Genomic DNA, 26,499 nt, shown 5'->3' with positions numbered 1-26,499 from the left:
ACTTCTATGCTGCGAATCCTGTTGATCAATGACACCCCGCGCAAGGTCGGGCGCCTGCGTACGGCGCTGATCGAAGCTGGCTTCGAGGTGATCGATGAGTCCGGCCTGACCATCGACTTGCCGGCACGCGTCGAAACAGTGCGCCCGGATGTGATTCTGATCGATACCGAGTCACCGGGCCGCGATGTGATGGAGCAAGTGGTGCTCGTCACCCGCGACCAGCCCCGGCCTATCGTGATGTTTACCGACGAGCACGACCCGAACGTGATGCGCCAGGCCATCAAGTCCGGTGTCAGTGCCTATATCGTCGAGGGCATCCAGGCCCAGCGCCTGCAACCGATCCTTGACGTGGCCATGGCCCGCTTTGAAAGCGACCAGGCCTTGCGCGCCCAGCTTCAGGCGCGGGACCAGCAGTTGGCCGAGCGCAAGCGCATCGAACTGGCCAAGGGCATGCTGATGAAAATGAAGGCCTGTAATGAGGAAGAGGCCTACACACTGATGCGCCGCCAAGCCATGAGCCGCCAACAGAAACTGATCCAAGTGGCAGAGCAAATCATCGCCATGAGTGAACTGCTCGGCTGATGTGGCGCGGGACTTGCTAAACAATCATCACAGGTAACCAACGGCGGTTGCCCCTCCACGACAAAGACGTCGCACATCCGGTTTGCCCTCGCGAACCCGATGGCGGCGTTTTTTCGTTTTGGCCCCAGCAGCACGGGGCCGGTGGGGCGGCCTCAGCCGGCAGCTCCATCACCAGGCCTTCTTACAAGACTCCCAACCGTTGAGGTGCGTGATGAAATCAAGCTTCTGGAAATCCGGGCACACCCCGACCCTGTTTGCCGCGTTCCTGTATTTCGATCTGAGCTTCATGGTCTGGTATTTGTTGGGCCCGCTGGCGGTACAGATTTCCGCCGACTTGCACCTGACCACTCAACAACGCGGCTTGATGGTGGCGACACCGATCCTTGCGGGCGCTGTGTTGCGCTTCCTGATGGGCATGCTGGCGGACAAGCTATCGCCAAAGACAGCCGGGCTGATTGGCCAGGTGATTGTGATCGTCGCGTTGTTCGGCGCCTGGAAACTGGGGGTTCACAGCTACGAACAAGCCTTGTTGCTAGGGCTGTTCCTCGGTATGGCCGGCGCATCCTTTGCAGTGGCGCTGCCGTTAGCGTCCCAGTGGTATCCAGCCGAACACCAGGGCAAGGCCATGGGCATCGCCGGCGCCGGTAATTCGGGCACAGTGTTCGCTGCATTGTTGGCCCCGGTACTGGCGGCGGCCTTTGGCTGGAGCAACGTGTTCGGCTTCGCACTGATTCCGCTGATCCTGACCCTGATCGTGTTCGCCTGGCTCGCGAAAAATGCGCCTGAACGCCCTAAAGCCAAGTCCATGGCTGATTACTTCAAGGCTCTGGGCGACCGCGACAGTTGGTGGTTCATGTTTTTCTACAGCGTGACCTTCGGTGGTTTTATCGGCCTGGCCAGCGCCCTGCCCGGCTATTTCAACGATCAATACGGCCTGAGCCCCATGACCGCCGGCTACTACACCGCCGCCTGCGTGTTCGGTGGCAGCCTGATGCGCCCACTGGGCGGCGCCTTGGCCGACCGTTTCGGCGGGATCCGCACACTGCTCGGCATGTACAGCGTCGCAGCAATTTGCATCGCGGCAGTCGGTTTCAACCTGCCCAGTTCCTACGCGGCGCTGGCGCTTTTCGTCTGCACCATGCTCGGTTTGGGCGCAGGCAATGGCGCTGTGTTCCAACTGGTACCACAGCGTTTTCGCCGTGAGATCGGCGTGATGACCGGCCTGATTGGCATGGCCGGCGGCATCGGCGGTTTCGCCCTGGCGGCGGGCATGGGTGCGATCAAGCAGAGCACCGGAAGCTATCAATTGGCCTTGTGGTTGTTCGCGAGCCTGGGCGTATTGGCCTGGTTCGGTCTGCATGGCGTCAAGCGCCGCTGGAGAACTACTTGGGGTTCGGCCGCTGTGACCGCCGCGCGCGTCTGATGAGCCTGCAACTGAGCATCGCCCACGCCAGTGCCATCGGCCCACGGGCGGAAAACCAGGATGCGCTGCGGGTGGTTACCCCCGCTGCGGAACTGGCGGCGAGCAAAGGCTATCTGTGCGCCATGGCCGACGGCGTGAGCCAGTGTGCAGACGGTGGCCTGGCCGCCCGCTCAACTCTGCAGGCCCTGGCCCTGGATTACTACGCCACGCCGCAAACCTGGGGCGTGGCACAGGCACTGGAGCGGTTGCTACTCGCACAGAACCGCTGGCTGCAGGCCAATGGGGGAGGTCAACCGTTGCTGACCACCCTCAGCGCCTTGGTCTTTCGCGGCCAGCGCTTCACCCTGGCCCATGTCGGCGATTGCCGGGCATATCGCTGGCTGGACGGCGAGTTGCAGCGCATCAGCGAAGACCATGTGTGGGAACAGCCGGGCATGCAGCATGTTCTCAAGCGTGCCCTTGGCCTGGATCAACATCTGGTCCTGGATTTTCTCGACGGTCAATTGCGCGAGGGTGAGTGTTTTCTGCTGCTCAGCGATGGCGTGTGGGCAACCCTGGCCGATCACAGTATCAGCGCGATCCTGCGTGAACAAACCGACCTCGACCTGGCGGTAAGCACCCTGATCAACGCCGCGCACCTGGCGGGTAGCCAGGACAATGCCAGCGCCCTGCTGGTGCGTGTCGACACGGTCGGCGAGGCCACGCTCGGTGACGCCTTGGTGCAGCTGCAGCAATGGCCCTTGCCACCGCCGCTCAAAGCCGGGCAACACTTTGAAGGTTGGCAGGTCGACGCCGTCTTGGCACACAGCAGGCAGTCATTGTTGTACCGGGTACGCGATGCCCAGCAGCAACCCTGGCTGCTGAAAACGCTGCCCCTGAGCCGCGATAATGACAGCGACGGCGGTCAGGCATTGTTGTCGGAAGAATGGTTTCTGCGACGGGTTGCCGGGCGGGCGTTTCCGGAAGTCCATACGGCCAGCGGGCGTCAGCATTTGTACTACGTGATGCGTGAATATCCCGGTATGACCCTCGCCGAGCTCTTTCAGCGCCAGGGCCCACTGCCCCTGGCGCAATGGCAGTCCGTCGCCGAGCGTTTGCTGCGCGCGGTGGGCATGCTGCATCGACGGCAGATCCTGCACCGCGATATCAAGCCGGAAAACCTGCTGCTGGGGGACGACGGAGAATTGCGAGTATTGGATTTCGGTCTGGCGTATTGCTCGGGCCTGTCAGAGGATCGCGCCCATGTGCTGCCCGGCACTCCGAGCTTTATCGCGCCTGAGGCGTTCAATGGCGACCGTCCTACAGCACAACAGGATTTATATAGCGTTGGTGTGACGCTGTATTTCCTGCTGACCGGGCACTACCCATACGGTGAAATCGAAGCTTTCCAACGACCTAGATTTGCCCAATCCATCACCGCCAGCCGCTATCGTCCGGACCTCCCGGACTGGCTCCCTCTGAGCCTGGAACGCGCTGTGGCAGCGCAGCCGACGCATCGCTACGAGACTGCCGAGGAATGGCTGCTGGTGCTGGAGCAGGCTGACCGCCAAGAGCTGAGCATCCGTCCGAGGCCCCTCCTTGAGCGCGAACCTTTGAAGGTTTGGCGCACCTTGGGCCTGGTCTCGATGCTGATCAATCTGATTCTTCTGTATTCACTCTTTCATAGCTGACGTCAGCTCTAGACGAGGAAAAACACATGAACGCAAAAGTCTGGCTGGTGGGCGCAGGCCCCGGCGACCCAGAACTGTTGACCCTCAAAGCCGTACGGGCAATGAACGAAGCCGATGTAGTGTTGATCGATGATTTGGTCAACCCGGCCGTACTGGAGCACTGCGCCGAGGCTCGTGTGATTACCGTGGGTAAACGCGGTGGCTGCCGCTCAACCCCGCAGGATTTTATCCATCGCCTGATGCTGCGTTACGCCCGCCAAGGCAAGTGCGTGGTGCGGCTCAAAGGTGGCGATCCGTGCATTTTCGGACGCGGTGGTGAAGAGGCCATGTGGCTGCGCGAGCGTGGCGTCGAGGTGGAGTTGGTCAACGGGATCACCGCAGGGCTGGCGGGTGCGACGAACTGCGCGATTCCTCTGACATTGCGCGGTGTCAGCCGCGGCGTGACGTTGGTCACGGCCCACACTCAAGACGACAGCAGCGTTAATTGGCGCGCGCTGGCAGAAGGTGGAACGACATTGGTGGTGTACATGGGGGTGGCCAAGCTGGAGGAGATTCGCCAGCAATTGCTCGGCGGCGGGATGGCAGCTGATATGCCAGTGGCGATGATCGAAAATGCATCACTGCCCCAGCAGCGCGAATGCCGTAGTGAGCTGTCACGCATGCACGAGGATGCTCATTCCTTTGCCTTGAAGAGCCCTGCAATCCTGGTGATTGGCAGTGTTGCCGCCACCGACCAAGTGGCCTACACCACGGCAGCGGCCAGTGCCTGAGGCAAATTCCAGGCGAAAAAAAGCCCGGCCTGAGCCGGGCTTTTTTCTACTCAGTAATTACTGAGCTTGAGCTTCAACCGACGCTTCTACGCGACGGTTAACAGCACGACCTGCTTCAGTTGCGTTGTCAGCAACTGGGCGGGATTCGCCGTAACCAACAGCAGTTACACGGCTAGGAGCAACGCCGTCTTTAACCAGGACTTGCTTAACAGCGTCAGCACGACGCTGGGACAGCTTCTGGTTGTAAGCGTCTGGACCTACGGAGTCAGTGTGACCAGCAACTTCTACGTTGGTAGCTGGGTACTGAGCCATGAAGTCGGCCAGGTTTTTCACGTCGCCGTAGCTGTTAGGCTTAACAACGGATTTGTCGAAGTCGAACTTAACGTCCAGCTCAACACGAACAACCTGAGCAACTGGAGCTTCTGGCTCTGGAGTTGGCTCTGGAGCTGGTGCTGGAGTAGGAGCTGGAGCAGCTGCGCCAGCGTTACCGCCGAAGTTTACGCCCAGGCCGACCAGTGCGGAGTAGTCCCACTTGCCGTTGTCCAGACCGTAGTCAGCTTCAACACCGGCACGAGCGTACAGGTTGTTGGTGAAGTAGTACTTCACGCCAGTACCGACGGTAGCGAAAGTGGTCTGATCGCGACCGCTGTGGCCGTCAGCTTGTACGTTGCCACGGCTCTGGTGGCCGAAACCGCCTTCAACGTATGGACGCAGGCTGTCAACACCAGCTTGACCGAAGTGATACTGGGCAACCAGGCTGCCGGTATCGCCTTTGATCTTCTGGCTACCAGTACCGTCGTTCGAACGGGTGTGGTTGGTTTTGTCGTAGGACAAGTTCAAGGACAGGTCGTCGGTCAGGAAGTAACCGATGCGAGCGCCAGGATTGAAGCCGTCTTCGATGTGCTTGACGCTATCGTTGTACTGCTTCTTGTAGAACAGCTCGCCTTCAACTGCGCCTTGGCCTTGTGCCAGAACGCCGAAAGAAGTTGCGGCAATAAGAGAACCAATGGCCAAGCCCAAGGTGTTTTTCAGTTTCATCCGTTAAATCCCCATCTGGTGATTGTAAAGCAGTCCCACAAACCGGGGGACAACTCGGCGACAAGTCTAACAGAACTTGCCTACACGTAAGAGATATTTGCCACGCACTAAGTTTCAGTCTCGCCCGCAAATTTCTCACGTAATTTATCTAGAGCACGTTTGTAACGCATTTTTGTAGCACTCAAACCCATGTGCATGATGTCAGCGATTTCCTGGAACTCGAGCTCTGCGACAAATCGCAGCACCAGAATTTCCCGGTCAATCGGGTTCACATACACCAGCCAGCGATCGAGTCCGCCCTTTTCCTCGGGTGCCGGCGACTTCTCTTCAGTCGCCTCCTCAAGGGGGTCCAGACTCAAAGCGTCCATCAAGCGACGCTTTCGCCGTTCCTTCCGATACTGCGTGATGCACTCGTTGTACGTGATGCTGTAGAGCCAGGTCTTGAACTTCGATTTACCCTCAAAGTTCTTCAGGCCGTACAACACCTTGAGCATCACTTCCTGACAGACATCGTCCGCATCTCTATCGTTCCCTAAATACCTTGAACAAACGTTGAACAGAGTGCGTTGATATCTGCGCATCAATTCTTCGTACGCGCGAGTGACGTGAAACAGCTCCGTGTGCGAGCGCGCGACCAACTCCTCATCAGAGAGCTCACGGGGGTCATAGCGCGTGGACAGCGTTTGGGCTTTATTCAAAACAAGTCGTGCCGACAGTCAGGTCAATGTCCGCTACAGCCCGGTCAGCCGAGCTTGCGGCGGCGTACATTAGCAGGGTTTACCGGATTAGCGGCTACTGACCTGCTGCTCCAGGAGAATCCGATTGGACAACGACACCAGGTCACCGTCATCGGTCAGCACCGTCGTCTTGACCGTGCCGATCTCCTCGATTTGCCCTTCGACCTCGCCTACACGCACCTGTTGCCCAACTTGATACAGCTCGCGCACATAGATTCCCGCAAGAATCTGACCCGCAATTTCCCGGCTTCCCAAACCCATGGCCAGCGCAACGGCCAGACCAACGGTAATCAAAACGATCACAATTACGTGGTTGAGAAGGTCAGTCTTGACCTCCAACTGGCTGATCGCGACCGAAATACTGATGATGATCACAAGTCCTTGGGCAATTCGCCCAAGGCCAGCAGCATAGTCCAGCCCCACGCCTTCGGCAGCGCCGCGCACCAGCCCATTGGCCAGTTGCGCCAGCAGAACACCTACCAGCAGTACCAGCGCGCCGCCGAAAACTTTCGGTAAATACAGCGCCAGCATGTCGAGCGTAGCTGAAACTCGCTCAAGTCCAAGGGATTGAGCCGCAGAAACCAGAAAAATCAGCAAAACGAACCAATAGACGATCTTACCGATCAACGTGGAGATCGGCACTTGCAGCCCGGCACGCCCCAGCAGCTTGGTCAGGCCAGTGCCTGCCATCAGGCGATCAAGCCCGAGTTTAGCGAGCAATTTGGACAGCAGGGTATCGAGCAGCTTGGCCACGACAAAGCCCAGCAATACCAGGACCAGAGCACCAAACAGGTTGGGAATGAAGTTCGCCACCTTGGTCCACAATGCGGTCATTGCAGTGACCAGGCTCTGGGTCCAGAGATCAAGTTCCATATTCAATCAGCCTTATCAGCAGTGCGAGCAAGAGGTTTACGACGGGAAACCGGTGAAACATGGGCCGAACCGTTGTTCAAGGCCATCATCAACGCCGGCACCCAGCGGCCGAGCAGACCGAACAGGTCACCCGCGCCCACCTGGCGGTTAGCGGTTTTCAACACGCGGCCCAGGCAGGCATCGTCGTCACGGTTGGACGGCGAGGCATTGAGCATGTCACGTAAAGACTGTTCGAACGGATCGTGCATAAAGACCTCTCGCAAGTGTTTTAAAGACGAGGGGAAAATTCCTGGGGTCACATAGGACCCTTCCTACATTCAGGTGATATTCAGCTCAAACCCAGCGTAACCGCCGAAATAGCCACCATTGTCCGAGGGCCACCGACACCATCAACAGGCACGCAATGATGAAGCCATAGGGGCTCTGAGAGAAAGGTATGCCTCCCACATTTATACCCAGTAAGCCGGTCAAGAAGCTCATGGGCAGGAAGATTCCAGTGATGATCCCAAAGCGATACATCGTGCGGTTCATGCGCACGCTCAAGCGCCGGTCTTCGGCCTCCAGCACAAGCCCCACGCGCTCGCGGGTCAATTCGAGCTCTTCCAGATAGCGGGTCAGGCTGTTGTTCAATTCGTTCCAATAGTCGGCATCGTCATCGCAAAACCATGGCAATTTGATCCGCGTCAGTTGAGCAAAAATGTCCCGCTGCGGCGCGAGGAATCGCTTGAGCCCTGCCGCTCGTCGACGGATCTGCAACACGCTGCCGTGCTCCGGAGTATACCGTTCGTCGGTATCGAGTTTTTCTTCCTCGGAATCCACGACTTCAGAGAGGTCCGTGACCAGATCCTGCACTTTATTGGTCAGGTACTGCGCCATATAAAGGATGAGTTCAGACGCAGTTCTTGGCCCTTTTCCCTCCGCCAGTTGCACAAGCAATTCATCGGTAGCGCGCAGCGGGCGCAGGCGCAAGGAAATCACGCGGCTGGCGGCGGCGAAGATACGCACCGACACCATGTCTTCGGGCTCTGCACCCGGATTGAGGTTAACCCCGCGCAGGAACAAGAGGAGCTCGCCCTCTGGCAGCGGCAACAAGCGCGGGCGGGTGTTCTCCTCCAGCAGCAGGTCGCAGGCAAATTCGCTCAGGCCACTGGATTTACGCAGCCAGGTCTGGGTCTGCGGATGGCTGCGATCCCAATGCAGCCACAGGCTTTCCTGGGGCTGCAGTTGCAAGTCGTCGAGCTCAGTCCGGGCAATCGAACGCGCACCGCCTTTACCGTCCAGCACCAGGGCATGCACCAGCCCCCATTGCGCGTTTTCTTCCTCGAACATCCTCACCCCGTCGGTTATTGCGGTTTATTCAGGCATTTTCAGCGGGCTTGGCGACACAATCACGCCATTATTATCCGCATAGATGTACTCACCCGGACGAAAGGTCACGCCGGCAAATGTGACCACCACATTCAAGTCACCGATGCCGCGCTTGTCGGTCTTCATCGGGTGGCTGGCCAGGGCCTGGACGCCAAGATCGGTCTGCGCGATGACATCGACATCACGGATGCAACCGTAGATCACCAACCCTTCCCAGCCGTTTTTTGCAGCTTTCTCGGCAATCATGTCGCCCAACAACGCGCGCCGCAGGGAACCGCCCCCGTCGACCACGAGCACCTTGCCGGCGCCCGGCTGGTCGGCTTGCTCCTTCACCAGCGAGTTATCTTCGAAGCACTTGATGGTGACAATCTCGCCGCCAAAGGAATCTCGGCCGCCAAAATTACTGAACATCGGCTCGACCACCTGCACCAGATCCGGGTAGGCGTCGCACAGGTCGGGGGTCACGTAATGGTTCATCGAAAAATTCCTTTCTGCCAGAGAAGTGTCTTTCAAAGAAGTACCGGCCGAAGCGGACGGGGAACATCCCTTTCGCCTCGCCGCAACGCAAGAGCCACTGCGCGACTGAATATGACCAGAAGCGTTCAGCGCGTCATATCTTAGCCGCAACCTCGCACAAGCGAAACGCCCTTGGCAGAGCGCTGCGTCAAACCGTCGCCACTGTATCGACCGGGGCGCCAAGCAACGGTGTGAGCGGATCTTTTAACCATTGCGCCACCAGCGGCCACACTTCGGCCTGTGCGGCCTTGCTCACCAGCATTTCCACATGCCCGAAATCCTCGGTAAAACCTTGCTGGCGGCCCAGGCAAAGGTATTGCCGATGCTCAGAACCGATTTGCTCGAACAACTTGCGACATGCCCAATCAGGGTCCTGTTGATCACCGGCAGCACTGACGGCCAACAGCGGCACATCGACGGTTGCCAGGCCTTTCCACCAGTCCTGCTTACCCTCGCCAAAGCGTCCAAACAGGCCATTCCAACGCATGGCTTCGATCAGCACGCCTGCGGGCTCATCCTCCGGACCGCGCTTGAGGCGCGAGCCGGACAATTCCCCGAAGCGTTTCAGAAGCAATCGACCGGTCCACTCCACCGGAGGAAGCTTCAATGGCCAGTGGGTGCGACTGACCTGGCAACCAAACAAGGCCACGGAAGCCACTGCCGGCGCGCCAAGGTGCTCACCACCCAGCGCCGCCGCCAAGGCCGTGCCGCCCAGGGAGTGCCCGATCCAATGGGGGATCTGCGCACTTTGCTCTCTCACAAACGCGCCGATAGCCGGCAAATCATAGCGCGCGTAGTCGGCGACCCGATTTTTGGCGTAGTCATGATTGCGCTTGGACAAACCATGGCCGCGCATTTCCGGTATCCACACATCGAAGCCCTGGCGCGCCAGGAAAGCACCCAAGCCGATGCCTTTAGGCGAATACCAGAAACGCCGATTAGAAAAACTGCCGTGCAACAAAATAACCGGGATGCCCCGGTTTTCCGGGACATCGGCAAGGCCCAAACGGGTAACTGCCAGCTCAACGGTGCCGTCGGGGCTATTACCGGGCTTGAGGCGATATACATCTTCACTCAGGTCGCCACGACGCTCAGCGCTGATCAGGGCGACGGGAAACAGATTGCTGCTGCTTTGCATAATGCTCTTGCACAAAAAAGGGCGGCGTCCGGAAGGAGATCCGCCCTGCACAGATAAGAATGCCGGTCACCCACAACGAGTGACCGGCACTTTTGACGTAGCGACTTTAGGCGGACGCTTGGCCTTCCGCCAGGAAGAACCAGGTTTCCAGCACTGAGTCGGGGTTCAGCGAGACACTTTCGATGCCCTGTTCCATCAGCCAGCGGGCCAGGTCAGGGTGGTCGGAAGGGCCTTGGCCGCAGATGCCGATGTACTTGCCGGCCTTGTTACAGGCCTGGATAGCATTGGACAGCAGCTTCTTAACCGCAGGGTTACGCTCGTCGAACAGGTGAGCGATGATCCCGGAATCGCGGTCCAGGCCCAAGGTCAGTTGGGTCAGGTCGTTGGAACCGATGGAGAAACCGTCGAAGAACTCCAGGAACTCTTCGGCCAGGATGGCGTTGGACGGCAGTTCGCACATCATGATGACGCGCAGACCGTTTTCACCACGGGACAAACCGTTTTCAGCCAGCAGGTCCACGACCTGGCTCGCTTCGCCCAGGGTTCGGACGAACGGCACCATGATCTCGACGTTGGTCAGCCCCATCTCATTACGTACACGTTTCAGCGCGCGGCATTCCAGCTCGAAGCAATCACGGAACGCTTCGCTGATGTAACGCGAGGCGCCACGGAAACCCAGCATTGGGTTTTCTTCTTCCGGCTCGTAGAGCTTGCCGCCGATCAGGTTCGCGTATTCGTTGGACTTGAAGTCCGACAGGCGCACGATGACCTTTTTCGGGTAGAACGCCGCCGCCAGGGTGCTGATGCCTTCCACCAGCTTCTCGACGTAGAAGCCCACCGGGTCGTTGTAACCGGCGATGCGCTTGTCGACGCTTTCCTTGATATCCAGCGGCAGGCCGTCGTAGTTCAACAGCGCCTTGGGGTGCACGCCAATCATACGGTTGATGATGAACTCCAGGCGGGCCAAGCCCACACCGGCGTTCGGCAACTGCGCGAAGTCGAAGGCACGGTCCGGGTTGCCGACGTTCATCATGATCTTGAACGGCAGGTCCGGCATGGCGTCGATGGAGTTTTGCTTGATGTCAAAGCCCAGCTCGCCTTCGAAGATGAAACCGGTGTCGCCTTCAGCACAGGACACGGTCACGCCTTGGCCATCCTTCAGCAGCTGGGTGGCGTTGCCGCAACCTACAACTGCCGGAATGCCCAGCTCACGAGCGATGATCGCCGCGTGGCAGGTACGCCCGCCACGGTTGGTGACGATAGCGCTGGCACGCTTCATCACCGGTTCCCAGTCCGGGTCGGTCATGTCGGAGACCAGTACGTCGCCTGGCTGGACCTTGTCCATCTCGGACACGTCCTTGATGATCCGCACCTTGCCGGCGCCGATGCGCTGGCCGATGGCACGGCCTTCCACCAGCACGGTGCCGGTTTCCTTGAGCAGGTAGCGCTCCATGACGTTGGCCGAAGTGCGGCTCTTCACGGTTTCCGGACGGGCCTGCACGATGTACAGCTTGCCATCGTCGCCGTCTTTGGCCCATTCGATGTCCATCGGGCACTTGTAGTGCTTTTCGATGATCATCGCTTGCTTGGCCAACTCGCTGACTTCCGCGTCGGACAGGCAGAAACGTGCACGCTCGGCCTTGTCCACATCAACGGTTTTCACCGAACGACCGGCCTTGGCCTCGTCGCCGTAGATCATCTTGATGGCTTTGCTGCCCAGGTTGCGGCGCAGGATGGCGGGACGGCCAGCTTCAAGGGTGTGCTTGTGTACGTAGAATTCATCCGGGTTGACCGCGCCCTGAACGACGGTTTCGCCCAGGCCGTAGGCGCCGGTGATAAACACCACGTCACGGAAGCCCGACTCGGTATCCAGGGTGAACATCACGCCGGCGGTGCCGGTTTCCGAACGCACCATGCGCTGCACACCGGCAGACAAAGCCACCAGCTTGTGGTCGAAACCTTGGTGTACGCGGTAGGAAATGGCGCGATCGTTAAAGAGAGAGGCAAACACTTCCTTGGCGGCGCGGATCACGTTTTCCACGCCACGAATATTAAGGAAGGTTTCTTGCTGACCGGCGAAGGAGGCGTCGGGCAAGTCTTCGGCGGTGGCCGAGGAGCGCACGGCGACAGCCATGTCCGGGTTGCCGGCCGACAATGTGGCGAAGGCGGTGCGGATTTCTTCGTTGAGCTTCTCGGGGAACTCGGCGTCCATGATCCATTGGCGGATCTGGCTGCCGGTCTTGGCCAGGGCATTGACGTCATCGACGTCCAGGGCGTCCAGCGCGGCGTGGATCTGAGCGTTCAGGCCGCTCAGTTCGAGGAAATCGCGGTAAGCCTGGGCCGTGGTGGCGAAACCACCGGGCACCGAGACACCAGCGCCTGCAAGATTACTGATCATCTCGCCGAGGGATGCGTTCTTGCCCCCCACGTGCTCTACATCATGGACGCCGAGCTTATCGAGGGAAACTACGTACTCTACCAAGGTGATCTCTCCACTTTCTGTGTTGGAAAAGCTCAGGACGCCGGCGGCTCAGTAGGAGCTAACGCCCGCGCTTGTGGCCTGGACCTGGAAAATAAGTGAGAATGCGGCCCACTGCGGGACGGCAAAATCGCGCCTATCATATCCAAGATTCGCCATCAGCTTAAGGCCCAGGGCTCAAATGAAACGATCTGCTTTCTTTATCTCCGACGGCACCGGCATTACAGCCGAAACATTGGGTCAGAGCCTGCTCGCGCAGTTCGAAAACAATACCTTCGCCAAATTCACGCGGCCCTATATCGACAGCGTGGATAAAGCGCGGGCCATGGTACAACAAATCAATCTTGCGGCTGAAAAAGACGGCTTTCGGCCGATCATTTTCGACACCATCGTCAATCAAGACATCCGTGAGATTCTCGCAACGTCGAATGGTTTCATGATCGACATCTTCTCGACCTTCCTGGCGCCGTTGGAGCAGGAGCTGAGCGAACACTCCTCCTACTCCGTAGGAAAGTCCCATTCCATTGGGCATAACTCCAACTATATGGAGCGTATCGAGGCGGTGAACTTCGCCCTCGACAACGACGATGGCGCCCGCACGCATTACTACGACAAAGCCGACCTGATCCTGGTGGGCGTGTCGCGCTGCGGCAAAACGCCCACCTGTCTGTACATGGCCATGCAATTCGGCATCCGCGCGGCCAACTACCCGCTGACCGAAGACGACATGGAGCACCTGACACTTCCGGCCGCCCTGCGCGCTCATTCCCACAAGCTGTTCGGCCTGACCATCGACCCGGACCGACTCACCGCCATCCGCAACGAGCGCAAGCCCAATAGCCGCTATTCAAGCTATGCCCAGTGCGAGTTCGAAGTGCGCGAAGTGGAAAATCTGTTCCGTCGCGAAAATATTGCGCACATCAATTCCACGCATTTTTCGGTGGAGGAGATTTCGGCGAAGATTCTGGTGGAGAAAGGTGTGGAGCGCAGGTTCAAATAACCTGTGGGAGGGGGCTTGCTCCCGATGGCGACGTGTCAGTTGACAGATTAATTGACTGATCCACCGCCATCGGGGGCAGGCCCCCTTCCACATTTGGGTCGGCGTACATTCAACTCTACAGATGGAACCTGCCCCCACCCTGCCCCAACGCCGTCGCCAACGCATCAAACCCCGCTCGCAACAACTGATCATCTCCCGAGGTATTGCAGATACTCGCCCGAATAAACTGCGGGACCGCCGTCTGCCCTACGGCAAATGCTTCGGCGGTGGCGATCAAGTAATTGTTCTGCTTGAGCTCCGCCTCGATTTCCGACGCACGCCACGGCTCCGGCACTTCAATCCAGAAGTGCGGGCTATTGAGATGGGTGCGGTATGCCAGGCCTTCCAGCAGGTCACTCACCAAGGCTTTACGCCGGCTGATCTCGTTGATCTGTTGGCGCAGCAGGTACTCGGCCGTGCCATTTTCGATCCATTGCGTGGCCAGTTCCAAGGTCACCGGCGTAGCCATCCAGCACGTAGAACGTAAGGCCGCGGAAATACGGCTGACCAACGCCGGCGGCGCATGCACATAGCCCACGCGCAGCCCGGCGGAAACGGCTTTGCTCAGGCTGCTGATCAAAATCGTGCGCTCGGGAGCGAAATGGCTGAGGGGCGGTGGCCGGTCTTCTACTAATACTCCATGAGCTTCGTCTTCAAGGATCAGCAGATTGTGCTCGCGACACACCTTAACCAGCGCTTCGCGGCGCGCCACCGATAACACGGCGGTGGTGGGGTTCTGGATCGTCGGCGTGCAGTACAGCGCCGAAATCCGGTGGTTTCGACAGACTTCGTCCAGCGCATTCGGCAACACGCCCTCGTCATCCATCTCCAGGCCGATCAGGCGGATGCCAAGCATGCGCGCCGCGGTGATCAAGCCTGGATACGTCAGTTGCTCGGTCACCACCGTATCGCCGGCCCGCAGCAAAGCCATCATCGCGCAGAGCAGGCCGTGCTGGCCGCCATTGACGCAGATGACCTGCTCGGGAATCGGATGAAAATCCCTCTGCACCAGCCATTGCGCACCCGCTTCGCGGTAGCGCGGAAGGCCAGCGTCCGGGGTATAGGCGCTGATGTCCTGAAGGAACTTGGCGTTGGTCGATAAGGTTTGGAAGCTCTGGGCCAGGAACGCCGTCTCCTGCCCGGGAATATGCATGTTGCGGCTCATATCGAAGTACTGGCGCGGCTCCTCGCTGACGTTGCGAAAGCCTTCATCGCGCTGGCGCTCCATCCCACGCTTGCGCACGAATGTTCCGTCACCGACTCGCGCAACCACCAAGCCAAGGCGCTCCAACTCACCGTAGGCCCGGCTGATGGTGCCGATGGTCACACCCAGATTGTCGGAAAGCACCCGATGGGGCGGCAGTTTTCGTCCCGGCTCAATCAAGCCTTCGAGGATGCCCCGTTCCATGACATCGGACAGGCGCTTGTACTTCACGCCCTGACCGTTGGACAAGCCCTCACGCATAATTGACACCATGTCAATATTTGTTTTGACAGCCATCTTTCGCCCTAATAGTGTGCTTTTACGGGTTCAATCGCCGAATTTAATAACTCATTACAAGTTCAATATAGAGTTCAATTCCGGCTCAGGGAAGCAATAAACGATGCCAATGTCCGCCGCTATAGAAAACACCGCCAAAACCAACACCCAAAAACAGTGGTTGGCCGGGCTGATCACCAGTGTGATGTTCCTGATCGTGTGCCTGAGTTGGGGCACGACCTGGCTGGGCATCAAAATTGCCGTGGAAAGCGTGCCGCCACTGACCTCTGCCGGCCTGCGTTTCCTGATCGCGTTCCCGCTGTTCCTGTGTTTTGCCATGGTGCGGCGCGAGCCGATCCTGTTTCCCCGCGAAAGCCGCTGGTTCTTCGTGTTCGTGACCCTTTCCTACTTCAGCGTTCCCTACTACTTGCTCAACTATGGCGAGATGCATGTCTCGTCCGGCCTGACCGCCCTGCTCTTCAGTTGCATGCCGGTATTCATCCTGATTTTCTCCGCGCTATTTCTGCGCGAGCGCATCTACTTTTCCCAAGTGGTCGGCATCGGCATCGGCTTCGGCAGCCTCTACATGATCATCAGGAGCCAGGGATTGCATCTGGACCACGCCGAGTTCTTCGGCGTGCTGGCGATTCTGACCGCCGCGATCATGCATGCCTTGTGCTACGTGATTACCAAGCAGAAAGGCAGCGCCATCAGCGTGATCACCTACAACACCCTGCCCATCGGCATCGCCGGGCTGATGCTGTTCGTCGCCGGGCTGTGGTTTGAAACACCCACCTTTGAAGACATCACCCTGCGCTCCTGGAGTGCCCTGTTCTACCTCGGACTGGTGGCCTCGGTGGGCGGGTTCATCGTGTACTTCATGCTGCTCAAGCGCTTGAGCCCGATCATCCTGTCGTTCGTGTTCATCATCTTCCCGGTGTTCGCGGTGATCATCGGCGCCTGGTACGAAGGCGTGGCGATTTCACGCGACCTGATGCTGTATTCGGCCATCCTGCTGGCTGGCTTTGCGATCACCAAGTTGCCGATTGAAAAACTCATGGCCAAGAAAAATTGACCCACAACCAACGCGAGAGAAACATGGAAGTCCTCCGCCCCACCGCCCTGGAACAGATCTACGCCCACGCCAGCCGCAGCTATCCCGAGGAATGCTGTGGCTACGTCTTTGCCGACGGCAGCGTGTACCTGGGCAGCAATATCCAAAATGAATTGCACCACAAGAACCCCGAGATGTACCCGCGCAGCGCGGCCAGCGGCTACACCTTCTCGGTGGCCGACACCCTGCTGCTGAACAAGGCATTTCGCAGCGACAACCCCGTGGTGGTGATCTACCACTCCCACCCGGACGTCGGCGCGTATTTCAGCGACGAGGACCAGGACAAGGCGCTGTTCCTGGGCGAGCCGATCTACCCCGTGAGCTATCTGGTGGTGGATGTTCGCCAGGGCCAGGCCCTCGGTTCCAAGCTATTTGCCTGGGATGGCAAACATTTCGCCCTTCAACCCTTCAACGACCTGCACACGGAGTTGTCCATGAACGCTGTCTCTTTCCCCGATATTCTGGTTCGCGTGGCCAAGCTGCCGGAATCGACCCTTGAGAGCACCGGATCGACATTGCGCGAAGTCATTGAAAACCTCTGCACCAGCCACCCGCAGTTGCGTGCGCACCTGTTTCACGAGAAGAACAACCAGCTCAAGGAACACTTCCTGTTTACCGCCGAAGAAGAGCTGATCGGTGCCGACGAACCCTTGCCGGAACAAGCCAAAATCGAAGTGCTGCTCGCCACGTCCGGCGGCATAGACCTCGACACTCTGAGCAACGAGGAAGTACAGCGCTACGTGCGCCACATCACCCTGCCGGGCGTCGGCCGCGAAGGCCAGTTGAACCTGAAAAAAGCCAAGGTCTTGATCATCGGCACCGGTGGCCTGGGCTCCCCCATCAGCCTGTACCTGGCGGCGGCCGGTGTCGGCACTCTGGGCCTGGTGGATTTCGATGTGGTGGAAAGCAGCAACCTGCAACGCCAAATCGTCCACGGCAACAGCACCCTCGGCATGCCCAAGGTCGAATCCGCCAAGCAACGCCTGCAAGACCTCAACAGTCATATCCAGATCAACGCCCACGACACCGCCCTGAATGCCGACAACGCCCTGGAGTTGGTGAGCGCCTATGACCTGGTGATCGACGGCACCGACAATTTCGACACCCGCTACCTGGTCAATGACGCCTGCGTACAGCTTGGAAAACCCTTGGTGTATGGCGCCATCTACCGTTTCGACGGGCAGATCAGCGTCCTCAACTACAAGGGCGGGCCGTGCTACCGCTGCCTGTTCCCCAGCGCACCGCCCGCAGAGCTGGCACCCAATTGCAGCGCCGGTGGCGTGATTGGCGTACTGCCCGGCGTGGTTGGGATGATCCAGGCCACCGAGGCCATCAAGCTGTTGATCGGCATTGGCGAACCGCTGTCCGGGCGCTTGATGCGCTTCGATGCGCTGGCGATGAAATTCAGTGAAATCCGTTTCAAACGCCGCGCCGACTGCCCGTGCTGCTCCGAACTGCGCCACAGTGAAACGGTCGCGCCAGCCGTATGCGCCGACACCATGCCCAGCGCACCGTCACTCGCCGAAGAGCGCTACATCAAGCCGCGCGTTCTCAAGCAATTGCTCGAACACCCGCGCAGCGCCGACGTGCTGCTGGACGTGCGCGACGCAAGCGAACTGGAGGTGTGCAAGTTACCGGGGGTGGTGCACATCCCCCTCGCCGAGCTGGACGGTCAACTCGACCGCCTCAGCCGCGACAACACTCATTACCTTATCTGCTACGCCGGCACCCGCGCCGAGCAAGCGGCCAGTACGCTGCTCGCGGCAGGTTTTGCCAACACCAAAGTCCTGCAAGGCGGCATGAAGCACTGGGTTCGCGACGTCGAACCCGACATGCCCTTGTACTGAGTTGAGGACTGACTGATGTTGCATAACTCGATCCTCGATGCCATCGGCCACACGCCCATCGTGCGTCTGGCGCAGTTTTCCGAAGACCTCGGCATCGAGGTCTACGCCAAGCTCGAATCCCTCAACCCCGGCGGCAGCCACAAGGCGCGCATCGCCCTCGGCATGATCCTCGACGCCGAGCGCCGGGGCGTGCTGATGCGCGATTCCGGGCAAACCATCATCGAGCCCAGTGGCGGCAACACCGGCATCGGCCTGGTGATGGCCGGTAACGTGCTGGGCTACAAGGTGGTGCTGGTGATTCCCGACAACTACAGCCCTGAAAAACAGAAGCTGCTGCGCCTGTACGGCGCCAAGGTGGTGCTGTCGGACAGCCGCCTGGGCAACAATTCCCACGGTGAAAAATGCATGGAGTTGCAGCTGGAAAACCCCAACTACGTGATGCTCAACCAGCAACGTAACGGCGCCAACCCGCAGACTCACCGCGACACCACCGCGCCGGAAATCCTCCGCGCCTTTGGTGATCGCCGCGTGGACTACTTCGTCAGCGGCATCGGCACCGGTGGCCATATCACCGGTATCGGCGAAACCCTCAAAGCCGCCTGGCCGGCACTACGCGTAATGGGCGTGGAACCGGAAGAATGTGACCTGCTGAAAAACCAACACGCGCCGCACCATATCCAGGGCCTGTCGATTGGGCTGATCCCGAGCATCCTCAACCTCGATGTGATTGACGGCATGCTCAAGGTTTCGCGCCAAGACTGCATCGACATGATGAAACGCATCATGCGCACCGACGCCATCAGCCTGGGCCTCTCCTCCGCCGCCAACATGGTGGCCGTCGCCAGGCTTGCCCTCGAACTGCCGCCCGAAACGGTGGTGTTGACCATGGTCTACGACAATGCCGACAGCTACCTGCCCAGCTTCGAATAACCGGTTTTCCAACCAGCCAGAATGCGGGGGTTCCTCCATGGGCGGCTTTATCGACATGCAACACCTGCATGATGAGTTGCTCACCCAACTCATCAAGACCCTGACGCCTGCGCAAATGAAACAGTTGGAACCGCACCTGGCGCCGCTGATCCAGAGCGCCGCCCAATCGGTGGCCGAAGACCTGATCGCCTATGCCTACCGCGACCCGGCTTCACGCGGTCGCGGCGAGCTGATTCTGGAATCCTATGCCTCGTTCAAGGCGGTGCTGTATTACCGGCTTGCGCACCTTGTGTGGAATTTCCCCGACCAGACCAACGGCGTGTTCTCGCGCATCGCCCTCAAGCTCAGCAACCAGGGCAAAGTGCTGTCCGGCGCCGAGATACACCCGGCGGCGCGCATCGGCCGGCGCTTTGTGCTGGACCACGGCTACGGCACGGTCATCGGTGAAACCTGCGAGATCGGCAACGACTGCTACATCCTCTGCGGCGTGACCCTCGGCGCTCGGGGCATTGCCAACAACCCGGACGGCAAGCGCCATCCACGCCTGGGCAACAACGTCGAAGTCGGCTCCGGTGCCCGGGTGCTGGGGTATGTGTTAATTGGCGATAACGTGTTTATCAGCCCGTCCTGCGTGATCACCCAGGACGTGCCCGCCGGGACCAAGGTCAAGGTGGTCAACCAGATCCAACTGCAGAAAAACGATGAATCGGACCACAGCAGCTACCTTGGCGCCTTCGCCCTGGAGGAGCGCTTGCACGTGGTCGGCGAGGTCAACGCCAGCCACAAGGTGACGGTGCTGGACGCCGACTTCCACCCTTTGCCTGGGCTGATGCTGGAGCCGACAGTGAAGGAGCGTCATCACCTCCAATTTCGTCTGCACCGGGTCGAAGCCGGCAATCAACTGCCGCGCCTGCCGCTGAACCTGAAAATCTGCGGCCCGGAATTTGAAATAACCCTGCTTTCCCCCCCTGGCTTGAGTGCAATGGTGCGCCACCTGTTGCAAGCCAGCCCACTGATCGTCGGAGGTTGAACATGTCCGTGCACTCCATGGAAACCCTGGCGCTGTATGACAGCGCGCCCTACCAGAACGCATTCAGCGCCCGGGTGATTGCCGTAAGCGAACACGGCATTGCCCTGGAGCACACACTGTTCTACCCCACCGGCGGCGGACAGCCGGGCGATACCGGCCACTTGACCTTACCCGATGGTACGCGGGTCGAAGTGATCGGCACCGTACGCGACCAAGTACTGCGCTCGATCATCTGGCACCAGGTTGAACACTGCCCCGAGCAACTGGTTGCCGGAGTACAGGTGGATGCCGGGCTGGATTGGGCACGGCGCTACCAGCACATGAAAATGCACACCTGCCTGCATTTGTTGTGCTCGCTCATCGATGCACCGGTAACGGGCTGCAGCATCAGTGCCGACAAAGGTCGCCTGGATTTCGACCTGCCGGAAATGACCCTCGACAAAGACAGCATCACCCGCGACCTCAACGCGCTGATCGAACAGGCTCACCCGGTGAAAACCCTGTCGATGGCTGCCACGGAATACTCCACCCTGCTGCAGATCACCCGCACCCAGGCGGTCGCCCCCCCTGTGATCCAAGGTTCGGTACGGGTGATTGAAATTGCCGGGATCGACATCCAGCCGTGCGGCGGCACCCACGTGATCAACACTGAGGAAATCGGCCGGGTGTTCTGCGAAAAGATCGAGAAGAAGAGTAAGCACAATCGCCGGGTGATCCTGCGGTTCGAATGAACGCAATTCAAATGTGGGAGGGGGCAAGTCGAATCGTCGCGCCGCCCTCCCACATTTTTAGTTTTGCGTCGCCTGCTAGATCACGAACAGGTCCATGAAGCGGTTTACAGCTGTGGCCTCAAGCTTCGCCTGGTCCTTGCACAACGCAAAGATCTCGGCGCTGCGTTGCGCGGTAAACCGCGTCGCCAGGTTGGCCTTGAACTTGTCTTCCAGCAACGGAATGCCATCCACGCGACGGCGACGATGGCCGATGGGATATTCCACCGCCATCTGCTGGGTGCTGGAGCCATCCTTGAAGAACACCTGCACTGCATTGGCGATGGAACGTTTGTCGGCCTCCAGGTATTCGCGGCTGTAGCGTGGGTCTTCGACAATGACCATCTTGTCGCGCAGCTCATCAATGATCGGGTGGGCTGCATGGAATTCATCTTCGTACTGCTCGGCCACCAGATTGCCGAACGCCAGAGGCACGGCGGTCATGTATTGCAGGCAGTGGTCGCGATCAGCGGCATTGGCCAACTGACCCACCTTGGAAATGATGCGGATCGCCGACTCATGGGTAGTGATAACGATGCGCTCGATCTCATGCAGTCGATGTTTGACCTGAGGATGCAAGGTCACCGCCGCTTCGCAGGCTGTTTGCGCATGGAACTCGGCGGGGAAGCTGATCTTGAACAGCACGTTTTCCATCACATAGGTGCCGTATGCCTGGGAAAGGCTGAACGCGCGCTTGTCCTCGGGCTTGAGCGCCAGGTCCTTGTTGGTGTGGCTGAACAACACGTCGTAAAAGCCCCACTGCGGCGCGCTCAAGACACCAGGAATGCCCATCTCGCCACGCAGCGCGATATCCGCCAGGCGCACGCCACGGCTTGATGCATCACCCGCCGCCCAGGATTTGCGCGAGCCGGCATTCGGCGCATGGCGGTAAGTGCGCAGCGCTTGCCCATCCACAAACGCGTGGGACAAGGCCGCCAGCAGTTGCTCACGGGTGGCGCCCATCAGCTTGGCAGTGACCGCCGTCGAGGCGACTTTGACCAGCAGCACATGGTCGAGGCCGACACGGTTGAACGAGTTTTCCAGCGCAATAACGCCCTGAATTTCGTGGGCCATGATCATCGCTTCCAACACCGCACGCACGGTCAGCGGCGCATCTCCATTGGCCACACGTTTTTGCGACAGGTGATCGGCCACGGCCAGAATGCCACCGAGGTTATCCGAAGGGTGGCCCCATTCAGCGGCGAGCCAGGTGTCGTTGTAGTCGAGCCAACGCACGATGCAGCCAATGTCCCAGGCGGCCTTGACCGGATCCAGGCGCAACGACGTGCCCGGCACCCGCGCACCGAACGGCACCACCGTGCCCTCGACGATCGGCCCCAGGTGCTTGGTGCACTCGGGAAAACGCAGCGCCAGGAGGCCGCAACCGAGGGTGTCCATCAGGCAGTTGCGGGCAGTGTCGAGGGCCGCTGGGGAGTCGATCCGGTAGGTGAGGACGTAGTCGGCGATGTCCTGCAGAACCTGGTCGTAGTCGGGGCGGTTGTTCTGGTCGACGTTGGTGCTCATGGCAGATCTCCAAAGTGAGTTAGGGTTGTTGCATCCTCAGGGTCAGGGTTGATCGTTTCGCAGGTCTGAATGCCTGCTTATGACTGTGGGGGGGCGGTGCGACGATTCGACTTGCCCCCGATGGCGATGGGTCAGTGATGAATGTGTCGACTGACGCACCGCTATCAAGGGCAAGTCGAATCGTCGCACCGCCCCTCCCACAAGGGATTGGTGTTGGACTTTAGAAAGAGTCGCCGGGTACGCGGACGAAACCTTCCATCAACACCCGTGCACTGCGGCTCATGATGGCTTTCTTCACCACCCACTCACCGTTCACCTGGGTGGCTTCAGCCCCCACGCGCAACGTGCCGGACGGATGCCCGAAGCGCACCGCATTACGTTCAATGCCGCCTGCGGCGAGGTTGACCAACGTCCCGGAAATCGCCGCTGCCGTGCCAATCGCCACGGCAGCCGTGCCCATCATGGCGTGGTGCAGCTTGCCCATGGACAGGGCGCGCACCAGCAAATCCACATCGCCAGCCTTGATCGCCTTGCCGCTGGACGCCACGTAATCCGCAGGCTTGGCCACAAATGCGACCTTCGGGGTGTGCTGGCGCTGGGCGGCTTCGTCCAGGTGTTTGATCAGGCCCATGCGCAACGCGCCATAGGCCCGCACGGTCTCGAACATGGCCAAAGCCTTGGGGTCGCCGTTGATCGCGCCTTGCAGCTCGGTGCCGGTGTAGCCGAGGTCTTCGGCGTTGATGAAAATCGTCGGGATGCCGGCGTTGATCAGCGTGGCCTTGAAGGTGCCGACACCGGGCACTTCCAGGTCATCGACCAGGTTGCCGGTGGGAAACATCGAGCCGCCGCCGCCCTCTTCTTCTGCCGCCGGGTCCATGAATTCCAGCTGCACTTCGGCGGCCGGAAAGGTCACGCCGTCCAGTTCGAAGTCGCCGGTTTCCTGCACAGCGCCGTCGGTAATCGGCACGTGGGCGATGATGGTCTTGCCGATATTGGCCTGCCACACACGCACCACGGCCACGCCGTTGTGCGGAATGCGAGCCGGGTCGACCAACCCGGCGGTGATGGCGAACGAACCCACCGCCGCCGACAGGTTGCCGCAGTTGCCGCTCCAGTCGACAAAGGGTTTGTCGATGGAGACTTGGCCAAACAGGTAGTCCACGTCGTGCTCGGCGCGGGTGCTTTTGGCCAGGATCACGCTTTTACTGGTGCTCGATGTGGCGCCGCCCATGCCGTCGATTTGTTTGTCGTAGGGATCGGGGCTGCCGATCACCCGCAACAACAAGGCATCGCGGGCAGCGCCCGGTACCTGCGCCGAGGCGGGCAGGTCCTGGAGGCTGAAAAATACGCCCTTGCTCGTGCCGCCACGCATATAGGTGGCGGGGATCTTGATTTGCGGTACGTGTGCCATGGTTGTCCTCTTAAGCGGTCGCCGCCGATTCCAGGAAGTCCTGGGCAAAACGTTGCAACACGCCGCCCGCCTCGTAGATCGACACTTCTTCGGCGGTGTCGAGGCGGCAGGTCACCGGCACTTCGACACGTTCGCCATTCTTGCGATTGATCACCAGGGTCAACTGCGCACGCGGGGTGCGCTCGCCGACCACGTCATAGGTTTCACTGCCGTCGATGTGCAAGGTGTGACGGTCGGTCCCCGGCAAAAACTCCAGGGGCAACACGCCCATGCCCACCAGGTTGGTGCGGTGGATGCGCTCGAAACCTTCGGCGGCAATCGCCTCCACACCAGCAAGGCGCACGCCCTTGGCCGCCCAGTCGCGGGACGAGCCCTGGCCGTAATCGGCACCGGCGATGATGATCAGCGGCTGCTTGCGTTCCATGTAGGTTTCGATGGCTTCCCACATCCGCGTAACCTGGCCTTCCGGCTCGATGCGCGCCAGGGAACCCTGTTTGACCTTGCCGTTTTCCACCACCATTTCGTTGAACAGTTTCGGATTGGCGAACGTTGCGCGCTGCGCGGTCAAATGGTCGCCGCGGTGGGTTGCGTAGGAGTTGAAGTCGACTTCCGGCAGGCCCATTTTCGCCAGGTATTCACCGGCAGCGCTGTCGAGCATGATCGCGTTGGACGGCGACAGGTGATCGGTGGTGATGTTGTCCGGCAGCACCGCCAGCGGGCGCATGCCCTTCAGCGGACGCGCTCCGGCCAGCGCACCTTCCCAATACGGCGGACGGCGGATATACGTGCTCTGCGGACGCCAGTCGTACAGCGGCGCGACTTTGGGGCCGGTGTCTTCGTGGATCGCAAACATCGGGATATACACCGCGCGGAACTGCTCCGGCTTGACCGAGGCCTTGACCACCGCGTCGATTTCTTCGTCGCTCGGCCAGATGTCCTGCAGGCGGATTTCCTTGCCGTCGGCGTCGAGGCCGAGCACGTCCTTCTCGATGTCGAAACGGATGGTGCCGGCAATCGCATACGCCACCACCAACGGCGGCGACGCGAGGAAGGCTTGCTTGGCGTAAGGGTGAATGCGCCCGTCGAAGTTGCGATTACCCGACAGTACGGCGGTGGCGTAAAGGTCGCGGTCAATGATCTCTTGCTGGATCACCGGGTCGAGCGCGCCGGACATGCCGTTGCAGGTGGTGCAGGCAAACGCCACCACGCCGAAACCGAGCTTATCCAGTTCGTGACCGAGGCCGGCTTCTTCCAGGTACATGGCCACGGTTTTCGAACCGGGTGCCAAGGAGGATTTGACCCACGGCTTGCGCTTGAGCCCCAGCTTGTTGGCATTGCGCGCCAACAGCCCGGCGGCGATCACGTTGCGCGGGTTGCTGGTGTTGGTGCAACTGGTGATGGCGGCGATGATCACCGCGCCATCAGGCATTTGCCCCGGCACTTCATCCCACTGTCCGGAGATACCTTTGGCCGCCAGGTCGCGGGTGGCGACGCGGGCGTGGGGATTGCTCGGGCCGGCCATGTTGCGCACGACGCTGGAAAGGTCGAAGGTCAGGCCGCGCTCGTACTGCGCTCCTTTCAAATCATCCGCCCACAGACCGGTGTGACGCGCATATTGCTCGACCAGTGCGACCTGTTCATCTTCACGACCGGTGAGTTTCAGGTAGGCGATGGTTTGTTGGTCGATATAAAACATCGCTGCCGTGGCGCCGTATTCCGGGGCCATGTTGGAGATGGTCGCGCGGTCGCCCAAGGTCAGGTTTGATGCGCCTTCGCCAAAGAACTCCAGCCATGCGCCGACGACTTTCTGTTGGCGCAGGAACTCGGTCAGCGCCAGCACCATATCGGTGGCGGTGATGCCCGGCAGCAGCTTGCCCGTCAGCTCGACACCGACGCTTTCCGGCAGGCGCATCCACGAGGCGCGACCGAGCATCACGCTCTCCGCTTCCAGGCCGCCGACGCCAATGGCGATCACGCCCAGAGCATCCACGTGGGGCGTGTGGCTGTCGGTGCCGACGCAGGTATCCGGAAACGCCACGCCGTCACGCACCTGGATCACCGGGGACATTTTCTCCAGGTTGATCTGGTGCATGATGCCGTTACCCGGCGGGATCACGTCGACGTTCTTGAAGGCCTTTTTGGTCCACTCGATAAAGTGGAAACGGTCTTCGTTGCGACGGTCTTCAATGGCGCGGTTTTTCTCGAACGCATCGGGGTCAAACCCCCCGGCTTCGACGGCCAGGGAGTGGTCAACGATCAATTGGGTCGGCACCACCGGGTTGACCTGGGCCGGGTCGCCGCCTTGCAGGGCGATGGCATCGCGCAGGCCGGCGAGGTCGACCAGCGCGGTCTGGCCAAGAATGTCGTGGCACACCACACGCGCCGGGAACCAGGGGAAGTCGAGATCGCGCTTGCGTTCGATCAACTGGCTCAGGGAAGCATTGAGAGTGGCCGGGTCGCAGCGGCGCACCAGGTTTTCTGCCAGTACGCGGGAGGTGTAGGGCAAGGTGGCGTAGGCGCCGGGGGTGATTGCTTCGACTGCCGCACGGGCGTCGAAGAAATCCAGGCGGCTGCCGGGGAGCGGTTTGCGAAATTCTGTGTTCATCGTCAGGACTCGGTCACGGTGATTACAAAAGGAAGACCTGGGCCGATCCAGAATTGAAATGCGATTCAAATGTAGGAGGGGCGGTGCGACGTTTCGACTTGCCCCCGATAGCGGTTTATCAGTTGCCATAGGTGTTGAATGACATACCGCCATCGGGA

22 protein-coding genes are annotated in these 26,499 nt (G+C 59.9%); 10 read left to right on the top strand and 12 right to left on the bottom strand.

The window, feature by feature from the left end; translation table 11 throughout:
• The first annotated feature begins 6 nt into the window (after positions 1-6).
• From CKW32_RS15620 to cobA, 4 genes are all read left to right on the top strand, one after another.
• Complete coding sequence (locus CKW32_RS15620) at positions 7-582, top strand: ANTAR domain-containing response regulator (protein ID WP_095185348.1); 576 nt, start codon at positions 7-9, stop codon at positions 580-582.
• 211 nt (positions 583-793) lie between these two features.
• Positions 794-2,005 (top strand): NarK/NasA family nitrate transporter, encoded by a 1,212-nt coding sequence (locus tag CKW32_RS15615; RefSeq protein ID WP_095185347.1) that lies wholly within the window; start codon positions 794-796, stop codon positions 2,003-2,005.
• The gene (locus CKW32_RS15610) at positions 2,005-3,675 is read left to right on the top strand and encodes a bifunctional protein-serine/threonine kinase/phosphatase (protein ID WP_095185643.1); all 1,671 of its coding nucleotides are present in this window, start codon (positions 2,005-2,007) and stop codon (positions 3,673-3,675) included. The genes CKW32_RS15615 and CKW32_RS15610 overlap by 1 nt, the downstream gene beginning before the upstream one ends.
• 26 nt (positions 3,676-3,701) lie before the next feature.
• Positions 3,702-4,445 (top strand): uroporphyrinogen-III C-methyltransferase, encoded by a 744-nt coding sequence (cobA, locus tag CKW32_RS15605; RefSeq protein WP_095185346.1) that lies wholly within the window; start codon positions 3,702-3,704, stop codon positions 4,443-4,445.
• A gap of 57 nt (positions 4,446-4,502) precedes the next feature.
• On the opposite strand, the gene CKW32_RS15600 is transcribed toward cobA, so the two are convergent.
• The 8 genes from CKW32_RS15600 to ppsA all read right to left on the bottom strand — a co-directional run bounded on the left by CKW32_RS15600 (position 4,503) and on the right by ppsA (position 12,597).
• Entirely contained in the window at positions 4,503-5,483 is a 981-nt protein-coding gene (locus CKW32_RS15600) for an OmpA family protein (protein WP_032887598.1), read from the bottom strand.
• A 107-nt stretch (positions 5,484-5,590) separates the two neighbouring features.
• On the bottom strand, positions 5,591-6,181 hold the full coding sequence (gene sigX, locus CKW32_RS15595) for an RNA polymerase sigma factor SigX (RefSeq protein WP_032887596.1): 591 nt from the start codon (positions 6,179-6,181) through the stop codon (positions 5,591-5,593).
• 87 nt (positions 6,182-6,268) lie between these two features.
• Entirely contained in the window at positions 6,269-7,093 is an 825-nt protein-coding gene (locus tag CKW32_RS15590; protein ID WP_003175519.1) for a mechanosensitive ion channel domain-containing protein, read from the bottom strand.
• A 2-nt stretch (positions 7,094-7,095) separates the two neighbouring features.
• Positions 7,096-7,341, bottom strand: a complete 246-nt coding sequence (locus CKW32_RS15585) for a hypothetical protein (RefSeq protein WP_025854229.1) — start codon at positions 7,339-7,341, stop codon at positions 7,096-7,098.
• Between the two features lie 85 nt (positions 7,342-7,426).
• Entirely contained in the window at positions 7,427-8,422 is a 996-nt protein-coding gene (locus CKW32_RS15580) for a zinc transporter ZntB (protein ID WP_032887594.1), read from the bottom strand.
• A gap of 24 nt (positions 8,423-8,446) precedes the next feature.
• Positions 8,447-8,938: a ribonuclease E activity regulator RraA gene (gene rraA, locus CKW32_RS15575; RefSeq protein ID WP_032887592.1), complete on the bottom strand. Its 492-nt coding sequence runs from the start codon at positions 8,936-8,938 to the stop codon at positions 8,447-8,449.
• Positions 8,939-9,125: 187 nt separating this feature from the next.
• The gene (locus tag CKW32_RS15570) at positions 9,126-10,115 is read right to left on the bottom strand and encodes an alpha/beta fold hydrolase (protein ID WP_032887590.1); all 990 of its coding nucleotides are present in this window, start codon (positions 10,113-10,115) and stop codon (positions 9,126-9,128) included.
• Positions 10,116-10,221: 106 nt separating this feature from the next.
• The gene (gene ppsA / locus CKW32_RS15565) at positions 10,222-12,597 is read right to left on the bottom strand and encodes a phosphoenolpyruvate synthase (protein ID WP_032887588.1); all 2,376 of its coding nucleotides are present in this window, start codon (positions 12,595-12,597) and stop codon (positions 10,222-10,224) included.
• A gap of 178 nt (positions 12,598-12,775) precedes the next feature.
• Between ppsA and CKW32_RS15560 the strand changes: the two genes are divergently transcribed.
• Positions 12,776-13,594 (top strand): pyruvate, water dikinase regulatory protein, encoded by an 819-nt coding sequence (locus CKW32_RS15560; protein ID WP_027603681.1) that lies wholly within the window; start codon positions 12,776-12,778, stop codon positions 13,592-13,594.
• 115 nt (positions 13,595-13,709) lie between these two features.
• Here CKW32_RS15560 and CKW32_RS15555 read toward each other — a convergent pair whose 3' ends face one another.
• Positions 13,710-15,134 carry a PLP-dependent aminotransferase family protein gene (locus CKW32_RS15555; RefSeq protein WP_032887586.1) on the bottom strand — a complete coding sequence of 475 codons (1,425 nt, stop codon included), beginning with the start codon at positions 15,132-15,134 and terminating at the stop codon, positions 13,710-13,712.
• A gap of 160 nt (positions 15,135-15,294) precedes the next feature.
• Between CKW32_RS15555 and CKW32_RS15550 the strand changes: the two genes are divergently transcribed.
• Genes CKW32_RS15550 through CKW32_RS15530 form a run of 5 tightly spaced genes read left to right on the top strand, consistent with a single transcriptional unit; the run spans position 15,295 to position 20,765 of the window.
• Positions 15,295-16,188 (top strand): DMT family transporter, encoded by an 894-nt coding sequence (locus CKW32_RS15550; protein ID WP_160385034.1) that lies wholly within the window; start codon positions 15,295-15,297, stop codon positions 16,186-16,188.
• A gap of 23 nt (positions 16,189-16,211) precedes the next feature.
• Positions 16,212-18,074 (top strand): molybdopterin-synthase adenylyltransferase MoeB, encoded by a 1,863-nt coding sequence (moeB, locus tag CKW32_RS15545; protein WP_095185345.1) that lies wholly within the window; start codon positions 16,212-16,214, stop codon positions 18,072-18,074.
• A gap of 15 nt (positions 18,075-18,089) precedes the next feature.
• On the top strand, positions 18,090-19,004 hold the full coding sequence (locus CKW32_RS15540) for a PLP-dependent cysteine synthase family protein (protein ID WP_095185344.1): 915 nt from the start codon (positions 18,090-18,092) through the stop codon (positions 19,002-19,004).
• A gap of 37 nt (positions 19,005-19,041) precedes the next feature.
• Positions 19,042-20,034 carry a serine O-acetyltransferase gene (locus tag CKW32_RS15535; protein WP_032887580.1) on the top strand — a complete coding sequence of 331 codons (993 nt, stop codon included), beginning with the start codon at positions 19,042-19,044 and terminating at the stop codon, positions 20,032-20,034.
• 2 nt (positions 20,035-20,036) lie between these two features.
• Entirely contained in the window at positions 20,037-20,765 is a 729-nt protein-coding gene (locus CKW32_RS15530) for an alanyl-tRNA editing protein (protein WP_032887578.1), read from the top strand.
• Between the two features lie 75 nt (positions 20,766-20,840).
• Here the strand turns inward: CKW32_RS15530 and prpD are convergent, their stop codons facing one another.
• The 3 genes from prpD to acnD all read right to left on the bottom strand — a co-directional run bounded on the left by prpD (position 20,841) and on the right by acnD (position 26,341).
• Complete coding sequence (gene prpD, locus CKW32_RS15525) at positions 20,841-22,325, bottom strand: 2-methylcitrate dehydratase (RefSeq protein ID WP_095185343.1); 1,485 nt, start codon at positions 22,323-22,325, stop codon at positions 20,841-20,843.
• Between the two features lie 220 nt (positions 22,326-22,545).
• On the bottom strand, positions 22,546-23,736 hold the full coding sequence (gene prpF / locus CKW32_RS15520) for a 2-methylaconitate cis-trans isomerase PrpF (RefSeq protein WP_095185342.1): 1,191 nt from the start codon (positions 23,734-23,736) through the stop codon (positions 22,546-22,548).
• A gap of 10 nt (positions 23,737-23,746) precedes the next feature.
• Entirely contained in the window at positions 23,747-26,341 is a 2,595-nt protein-coding gene (acnD, locus tag CKW32_RS15515; protein ID WP_095185341.1) for a Fe/S-dependent 2-methylisocitrate dehydratase AcnD, read from the bottom strand.
• Positions 26,342-26,499 lie beyond the last annotated feature (158 nt).

It is taken from the genome of Pseudomonas sp. Irchel 3H9 (assembly GCF_900187495.1).
GTDB lineage: Bacteria > Pseudomonadota > Gammaproteobacteria > Pseudomonadales > Pseudomonadaceae > Aquipseudomonas > Aquipseudomonas sivasensis.
The sequence above is the reverse complement of the archived record's forward strand: the minus strand, read 5'-3'. Positions and strand labels throughout refer to the sequence as shown.

Coding starts and splice junctions, on each gene's coding strand:
- CKW32_RS15620 (WP_095185348.1), top strand. CDS start 7: ATGCTGCGAATCCTGTTGATCAATGACACCCCGCGCAAGGTCGGGCGC.
- CKW32_RS15615 (WP_095185347.1), top strand. CDS start 794: ATGAAATCAAGCTTCTGGAAATCCGGGCACACCCCGACCCTGTTTGCC.
- CKW32_RS15610 (WP_095185643.1), top strand. CDS start 2,005: ATGAGCCTGCAACTGAGCATCGCCCACGCCAGTGCCATCGGCCCACGG.
- cobA (WP_095185346.1), top strand. CDS start 3,702: ATGAACGCAAAAGTCTGGCTGGTGGGCGCAGGCCCCGGCGACCCAGAA.
- CKW32_RS15600 (WP_032887598.1), bottom strand. CDS start 5,483: ATGAAACTGAAAAACACCTTGGGCTTGGCCATTGGTTCTCTTATTGCC.
- CKW32_RS15590 (WP_003175519.1), bottom strand. CDS start 7,093: ATGGAACTTGATCTCTGGACCCAGAGCCTGGTCACTGCAATGACCGCA.
- CKW32_RS15585 (WP_025854229.1), bottom strand. CDS start 7,341: ATGCACGATCCGTTCGAACAGTCTTTACGTGACATGCTCAATGCCTCG.
- CKW32_RS15580 (WP_032887594.1), bottom strand. CDS start 8,422: ATGTTCGAGGAAGAAAACGCGCAATGGGGGCTGGTGCATGCCCTGGTG.
- rraA (WP_032887592.1), bottom strand. CDS start 8,938: ATGAACCATTACGTGACCCCCGACCTGTGCGACGCCTACCCGGATCTG.
- CKW32_RS15570 (WP_032887590.1), bottom strand. CDS start 10,115: ATGCAAAGCAGCAGCAATCTGTTTCCCGTCGCCCTGATCAGCGCTGAG.
- CKW32_RS15560 (WP_027603681.1), top strand. CDS start 12,776: ATGAAACGATCTGCTTTCTTTATCTCCGACGGCACCGGCATTACAGCC.
- CKW32_RS15555 (WP_032887586.1), bottom strand. CDS start 15,134: ATGGCTGTCAAAACAAATATTGACATGGTGTCAATTATGCGTGAGGGC.
- moeB (WP_095185345.1), top strand. CDS start 16,212: ATGGAAGTCCTCCGCCCCACCGCCCTGGAACAGATCTACGCCCACGCC.
- CKW32_RS15540 (WP_095185344.1), top strand. CDS start 18,090: ATGTTGCATAACTCGATCCTCGATGCCATCGGCCACACGCCCATCGTG.
- CKW32_RS15535 (WP_032887580.1), top strand. CDS start 19,042: ATGGGCGGCTTTATCGACATGCAACACCTGCATGATGAGTTGCTCACC.
- CKW32_RS15530 (WP_032887578.1), top strand. CDS start 20,037: ATGTCCGTGCACTCCATGGAAACCCTGGCGCTGTATGACAGCGCGCCC.
- prpD (WP_095185343.1), bottom strand. CDS start 22,325: ATGAGCACCAACGTCGACCAGAACAACCGCCCCGACTACGACCAGGTT.
- prpF (WP_095185342.1), bottom strand. CDS start 23,736: ATGGCACACGTACCGCAAATCAAGATCCCCGCCACCTATATGCGTGGC.
- acnD (WP_095185341.1), bottom strand. CDS start 26,341: ATGAACACAGAATTTCGCAAACCGCTCCCCGGCAGCCGCCTGGATTTC.